The 7,337-nt window shown below is 38.4% G+C and carries 5 protein-coding genes; all 5 read left to right on the top strand.

Going from position 1 to position 7,337, the window contains the following annotated elements; all coding sequences use genetic code 11:
• The first annotated feature begins 116 nt into the window (after positions 1-116).
• The 5 genes from G3O08_RS12740 to G3O08_RS12720 all read left to right on the top strand — a co-directional run bounded on the left by G3O08_RS12740 (position 117) and on the right by G3O08_RS12720 (position 7,152).
• Positions 117-419 carry a hypothetical protein gene (locus G3O08_RS12740; protein WP_163285765.1) on the top strand — a complete coding sequence of 101 codons (303 nt, stop codon included), beginning with the start codon at positions 117-119 and terminating at the stop codon, positions 417-419.
• A gap of 59 nt (positions 420-478) precedes the next feature.
• Positions 479-1,042: a hypothetical protein gene (locus G3O08_RS12735; RefSeq protein WP_163285764.1), complete on the top strand. Its 564-nt coding sequence runs from the start codon at positions 479-481 to the stop codon at positions 1,040-1,042.
• Between the two features lie 26 nt (positions 1,043-1,068).
• Entirely contained in the window at positions 1,069-2,355 is a 1,287-nt protein-coding gene (locus G3O08_RS12730) for an esterase/lipase family protein (protein ID WP_163285763.1), read from the top strand.
• Between the two features lie 12 nt (positions 2,356-2,367).
• A complete protein-coding gene (locus tag G3O08_RS12725) occupies positions 2,368-6,069 on the top strand; it encodes a T9SS type A sorting domain-containing protein (RefSeq protein WP_163285762.1) in 3,702 nt (1,233 codons plus the stop codon).
• Positions 6,070-6,348: 279 nt separating this feature from the next.
• A complete protein-coding gene (locus tag G3O08_RS12720; RefSeq protein ID WP_163285761.1) occupies positions 6,349-7,152 on the top strand; it encodes a M48 family metalloprotease in 804 nt (267 codons plus the stop codon).
• Positions 7,153-7,337 lie beyond the last annotated feature (185 nt).

The following is a 7,337-nucleotide window of genomic DNA, read 5'->3' as shown; positions in this document are numbered from 1 at the left end:
TTTAATTTCACGGTTACCGATGAAAATGCTGTAGATACTTTCAGGATTACTGATGGTCAGTTTAGATTTGATGTTCCCCAAATATTCTAATTTTATTAACCAAAAAACCAATTATTATGAAAACCAATTCGATTTTTACTTTAGTATTTTCAATGATAGTATTTACGCTATGCGGTCAAAATATACCAGCACCACAATTCGAAGTGACTGGCAGTACGGCTGATCCTTCTGTCGCCATAGATGAAATTATTGAAGATCTTGATTTAACCGATGTAACCACCAATATACTTTATGACCGCGGTTGGAAGCTGGGTTCATTAGAGAATTTTGATGGTGCGCTTACGTCAGATACTTTGCACGAACATTTAGAATGGCTGCGGCAATACGGTATACGTGCGATCCGTATATTAGATGGTTAATTCGAACTTAAAACTTTCGCTAACATTCTAATTCCTAACAAATTTTAAATCCAATTATTATGAAAAACATCTTGAAAATTACATTTCTATTCGTTTGTCTTTTGAGCCTGTCTCAATGCAAAGAAGATGACGATAAACCAGAAGAACCTAATTACGGAGCGGAATATTTTAAATGCAAAGTGAATGGGGTGGAGTTTGATGCGCATTCAACTTTTTCCTGTGATGGTAGAAAATTTAACTATTACCCTGAAGCTTATTTAAGCACACCTGCACAATATATGGTTTTTGGAGGACGAAATTGCTCAGAATTCTCAAGCGTCACTATTCGAATCAACGGCATGGATCACTCAACAGGATTACTAAATTTCCTCGCCCCGACGCATGCAGATTCTATATTTCCTTATTATAGCTACTTTGACCTTCAAGATAGTGTTTTCGTTATAGCAGAAAACTTGGTAGAAGGAGAAATGAATATCGAACAATTCATTCCAAGAGTTGATGGCAGCAGTCCTTATGGTACAATTAAGGGGACTTTTAATTTCACGGTTACCGATGAAAATGCTGTAGATACTTTCAGGATTACAAATGGTCAATTCCGATTCGACGTCCCACAAATCTTCTAATTTTTTTAACCAAAAAACCAATTATTATGAAAACCAATTCGATTTTTACTTTAGTATTTTCATTGATAGTATTTACGCTATGTGGTCAAAATATACCAGCACCACAATTCGAAGTTACTGGCAATTCGGATGATCCTTCTGTCGCTATAGATGAAGTTATTGAGAACCTTGATTTAACAGATGTCACCACCAATATTCTTTATGACCGCGGTTGGAAACTGGGTCAATTAGAGAATTTTGATGGTGCGATTGCATCAGATACAGTGCGCGATCATGCAGAATGGTTGCGGCAATATGGAAGTCTCGTCACGGGCTATCGCGGTACACCGTCTACCAGTCCGGTTCCATCTATTACTACTTGGAAATCACAACGAAATGCAGCTGTTGCAAGTGGTAAAAATCCATTGGTAATAATGCATATTGATTACCAACAGTTTCTTACTGATTCTGTATTATTGAGTACACTTATATATGAAGATAATGGCAAACTTGAAGATTACTCAAATCAATCCACATCGCCGTTTGACGACGTGACAGCCTTTTCATTTAGCCCTTATCTTTCAACCGTATATGATAGTTTAAGCCTGACATTTACAACAGATCCATTTTTTTTCAAGTCTAATTATGGCAGTTCCATTTCTACAATAAGTGTAGATTTTGACAATGGAAGTGGGTATCAATCTATTGCTACAAATGGCGACGTGAAAGTCAATTGGTCAACCTTTGGTAAGAAAATTCTAAAACTGAAAGTTACGTACGCCAATGCACAAATCTTTTATGCTAAGAGTACCCTTAACCTTATTGAAACTTTAAACTACGGCGTACCCGATGCGAAGAGCAATGGTTATGTTTGGAGACCTGATTCAATTCAACACCCCACTCTACCTAACCATGGCGCTCAACTTTATGTAGATTTTGCATGTGGAAACGATAAACTCTTAAAGCCCTATATTTTTGTAGAGGGGTTTGACCCGAAACAGTTTGGAGCCAATCAAACTTATTTTAATTATAGGTACGATTTGAGTGAGTATCAGGCTGATAATTCATCTGATTATCAGCTTCTCACCGAGCTTTCGGAAAACGGGTATGACATTGTTTACGTGGATTTCAAACAAGGATCGGGCGATTTGATTAAAAATGCAGAAACGCTGGGAGAAGTTATAAAGTGGGTTAATGCTCAAAAAGCAATAAATAGCAGCACAGAACCCAATATTGTTGTGGGATACAGTATGGGTGGGCTCATAGCCCGGCTTGGTATTCGTTATCTTGAATTAGACAATATAAACCCTGAGGTGAGTCATTACATAAGTTAGGATGCACCACATTTGGGAGCCAATGTTCCACTTGGCATTCGGCTTGCTGTGGATGATTTGTATAATCTAACCTACGGTACCGAGTTAATGGGTGATTACGAAGAAGATTTAAATGATGCCTATGATGTTGTAAATTCCCCAGCTGCCTTGCAAATGCTTTTATACAGTTTCGATGATTTTGATTGGGACACCCAGGTGTGGGATAGCTCAACCCGAAATCATTTTTCCAATGAATTATACCTCAAAGGATTTCCGCTTACTTGCGAAAACATTGCTATTGCCAAAGGTAATGGTATTGGTGCAGAGCAAAATTTTGGTTCTCTTGCTCCACTCTTTAATGCGGATATTCAAAATAATTTTAACTGTTTTGCTTATTTGGCAGACATCTATGGGCTTGTTGAATTTGATGATGATAATGGCATTGGCGAACAAGCATTAAATCAATTTATTGGTAGTTTTATAAAGTCTTTAACATTTATAGGTGTTAGAGCAGATGTAGAAATAGATGTAAATGCAATGCCCGGATATGTGCCTGAGTCTTATCAGATTTATGAAAGAAAAATCCAAATTAGGGTGGCATGGGTAATTCCTTATGTTACTTTTCCCAAAAAAGTAAAGGTGGCTTACTCATACCCTTATGATAGCTGCCCAGGCAGTACTTACAGTGTTGAAAATTTCTCAATTGCCGGTAGTGATCTTGAGGCGCTTCTCGACGGTACTTATGCTCCATGCTTAGAACTGCATGAAAGAGATTTCTGTTTCGTTCCCACGTTTAGCGCTTTAGATATTTATGATTATCGCTTGGCACCCTATACACCTATTGATCCTGTTGATATTGTAGCAAATAATAAAACCCCTTTCGATAAATGCTTTCTGTTAGATCCGACTTTGTATTCACCTGCCAATTCCGCTCCAACAAATGAATCGCATACGTCGTTTAGCCCAAGCAATATAAGTCCTTTTTCAGCATATATTAGCCCAAGTTTTAATGCTGTAAACGAATATCCTACAGTTCATGGCTACACCTTCAATTTTGGCTATGCCGCGATGGGGAATAATCTCATTAAAACAACAGATAAAATAAGTCATCCATTAACTGTAAGCGGCATTAGTGCTGCAAACGGGGCATTATGGATAAACAGAGCTGATAACCTTGCAAATGTTAATGATAACAGCAATCCCATAAGTACTTCAGGACATTTTTCTGTCAATCTAAAAAGCGATTGTGCCGGAGATTATGGAAGGGTTACGGTGGAAACCTTAGGTGCGATTATAATTGGAGAAGATAATACGAAAACCGCAGATGTAATAGTTCGCGACAATAGCTGGATAGTAATGAACGACGGCTTTATCGAAGTCAGAGACGGATCCAGGCTCATTATAGAAGACGGTGGAGTGCTACGTCTTAACGGCGGCATTTTACGCATTCAAGACGGTGGCGAAGTAATCATTAAAGCAGGAGGTAAACTAATCTACGAAAAAGATACACAAATAGAATTGAATGGAAACAACGCCGTACTCGCCCTCGGGGGGTTGACACATATTGGAAATGATGCAACCTTTACTTTTACTTACCAAGGCACAGAAAGCGGGTATATTCGTATGCTTGAAGAAGGTTATGCGGGCCAACGGTTCTCGGCAGGATTAAATGCTAAAGTGGAACTACAGGGAGCTGATGAAGACGATCTAATTCTCTACATGGAAGAGGGTTCTGATTTCGCGGAATTTGTTGGTGCCGTTTATGGAGAATCGTATAGTTCACAAAAATTCGATCAAGTAAAATTCAAGGATGGTAAAATAATTATGGAAGATCAAGCAATAATTATTCTACTGAATACGTCCTTTTTTACTCGAACAATCATAGAGTCTTTGGATATAACACACAACCCTCGCGGAATAAAACCTTTGACCACCTGTTATATTACCTCAAGCACTTTAAATCGAATGACTATAGATGCACATTTGTACTATTCTGGGATGGGACCTTTATTCATAGGCTCATCAGAAGTAAATAATTCAAATGTACATGTCAGGGGATACGGATATAATTTGCAAAATTGTAATTTTAATTATTCGGAAATTTTTTCATACGATACCCCTATGGGTAACACTATTTTGCGCTCCAATTTTAATAATGCGGGAACCGCTGTAGAGGATGATTCCGATTCTGAATTATTCGTGTATCAAAGTAATTTTTATGAAAATGGGGCAGGTATTGCGAAAAGACGCGGTAGGGTTACACCAAAGTGCACCAATTTTGAAGGAAATAATACGGCTATAATTGGATATCAGTCTTCCGAAATAAATCTTTCAACGCTTTATAACGGGGGATATAATAATTTTCGTGATAATTCTTTGAATATATTTCTCTTGAATGCTTATGAGCTACAAATGGAAGATGGTTATAATGAATTCTATGACGGAACAAATATGAACATTGTAGGAAACTTGGATATAAGTATGTCACTTTGTGCTTATCCCATCAAAGCATACAATAATATCTGGACACCTCTATCAGATACCAGTGTTCCATATGGTGATCTTAATCATCCGGATATGGCCGAGTTTCAAGTTGTGATAGGACAGCCTGTAGGGCCACCTTGGGCTCAAAACTGCCCGGCCAAATTTTCATTTGGACCTGTTGCTCCAATAACAATTTGTGGCAAATACGATGATCCCAAGGAACCTATTATTATTATCGAAGGTCCTAAGTCTAACGGTTCCGATACTGATTTCCCTTTATTAACTTCCCCTACTTATTTTACAGATACGCCATTTGATTATGCGCTGAGAGTTGCTGCTTACAGCACAACCATAGCTGATACGATAAATGGTGATGACCTAATAGCCGCTGACAAATATTATGAATTGTTACATCTCGCCGAGATGGATTCGTTACCCAACGATTCTATCGCATCAGTGATGGAAAAAATGCGTTGGAGTAGCCTCAATAATTATAAAGCTACAATAGAGCGTCTTTTCACGGACAGTATTCTGTCGAGAAGTAATAATCAAAGTACTTTTGATCCTACCGTTCAAAACTATGTTAACGTACTCATGGCATTTACCGATAGTATTAAAACTGCTGAAAATTATAAACGGCAATTCCAGCTGGAATTATGGAAAGCAGCGCTTTTAAGAACTATTGGTAAAAAGCAACAGGCTCTACACATCATATCTAATATCAATTATTGTGACCATGATTCAGTTCAAAGAATCATCTTATTAGAACAAATTCAAAAACTTGAATTTGAAATTGCACGCAGTCAAATTGATATAAACACCTTCCTGAGCGATAGTATCACCTTTGTGTTAGACTCTACAATTTACGAAATACCTCTTGAGAGTTATATAGATAGCACCGGTTTTGGAAGTTACATAATGAGTCCAAATTCTATACTCTTTAGCTCGTGTAATACTGCTTCGGCGCGTCCGTCTCAATCCACTCTGGGTAGCTTTGACTTAAATGTTGTCCTATTCCCAAATCCCACTCAAAATTTTGTGAATATTTCGTTTCTGGATGGATATCCAAATTCTGAATCTATTCTAACACTCCGCATATTTGAGCTGACAGGGAAAGAGGTTTTCAATGCTAAACTGCCACCTCAAAATTCGAGAGTTGATCTTCCCTCATTAGCAAATGCATTGTATCTCTATAGAATAGAACTGGACGATAAACTGGTCGATCAGGGAAAATTGTCGATTATTGAATAAACTATAATTTGAAATTGCCCATTGGAATCTGAAAAAACTGACTATTCAGTTATAAGAGACCTAATAATGGAGAATAAAACTAACAAGACTTTCTTCAATGGAGAAAGTCTTGTTAGTTTTAGCTTAGTGATGTTAAGCAATGAGTTTTAAGCTAATGATTCACTTTTAGATTTGAATGAAAACGTGTCACCGAAATGATTCCATTTCGTCAGGACACGTAACAGAAGGTGGTATTACCCCGAAATTCTGTATTTTCGTCCCCACATTTAATTCGTAAAAATGAAAAGAATCTCTTTGATTGTCCTGCTTGCTTTAGGCTTAGGCTTTTGGTCTTGTGACAAAAACGACAATTTCATACCCTTTTTTAGTGTGGAAGATGATAAGGCATTGGGACTTCAAGTGAGTCAGGAAATAGCCAACGATCCGTCTTTCACATTGCTTAGCAATGCAGAATATCCTGAAGCATACGAATACCTGAATAATATGGTATCCAATATTTTAAACAGCGGAGAAGTGGCTTACAAGGATAATTTTGTGTGGCAAGTCACCATTGTGCAAGATGATAGCACGCTCAATGCATTTGCTACCCCGGGAGGGTACATCTATGTGTACACAGGCCTTATAAAGTATCTCGAAAGTGCAGATGCCCTTGCCGGCGTTATGGGTCACGAAATTGCCCATGCTGACCTGCGCCACACCAGTCGTAATTTGCAAAAGCAATACGGAGTATCTATTTTGCTAAGTATTCTACTCGGTGATAATGCTGGGCAACTAGAGCAGATAGCTGGGCAATTGGCCGGAACTGTTGCCGGTTTGGCATTTAGCAGGGAATTTGAAACCGAAGCCGATTTGAAATCAGTCGAATACTTAGCCCAAACAGAATACGCTTGTGATGGCGCCAAAATTTTCTTTCAACGTCTCGAAGAAATGGGACAAAGTGGTGGCACCCCGGAATTTTTAAGTACTCATCCAAATCCCGACAATCGCATAGAAAACATCACCGAGAAAGCGGAAGAGGAAGATTGTGATACGACCCTGATCCCCGAAAGCGGATATGAAGCCTTTCAGGCAAATTTGCCTTAGGGTGAGTGGGTTTTACGGAGAGATTCAGTATGTGCTCTTTTGGCGTTGATATTCCATCGAACTCTGTTCCGCTGGGCATACGCCCTGCGGCATCTAAGTTTCGTATTGAAACGTAATTCTAAGCAAAATGATTCCCTTTTTGAAGAGGTGGAGCTCTTGACCCCTCCATTAAATTTAGGGGATAG

Source organism: Cryomorpha ignava (assembly GCF_010686655.1).
In the GTDB taxonomy this organism is placed as follows: Bacteria; Bacteroidota; Bacteroidia; order Flavobacteriales_D; family Cryomorphaceae; genus Cryomorpha; species Cryomorpha ignava.
Note: the sequence above shows the minus strand (reverse complement) of the source record. Positions and strands in the feature narration are given on the sequence as shown.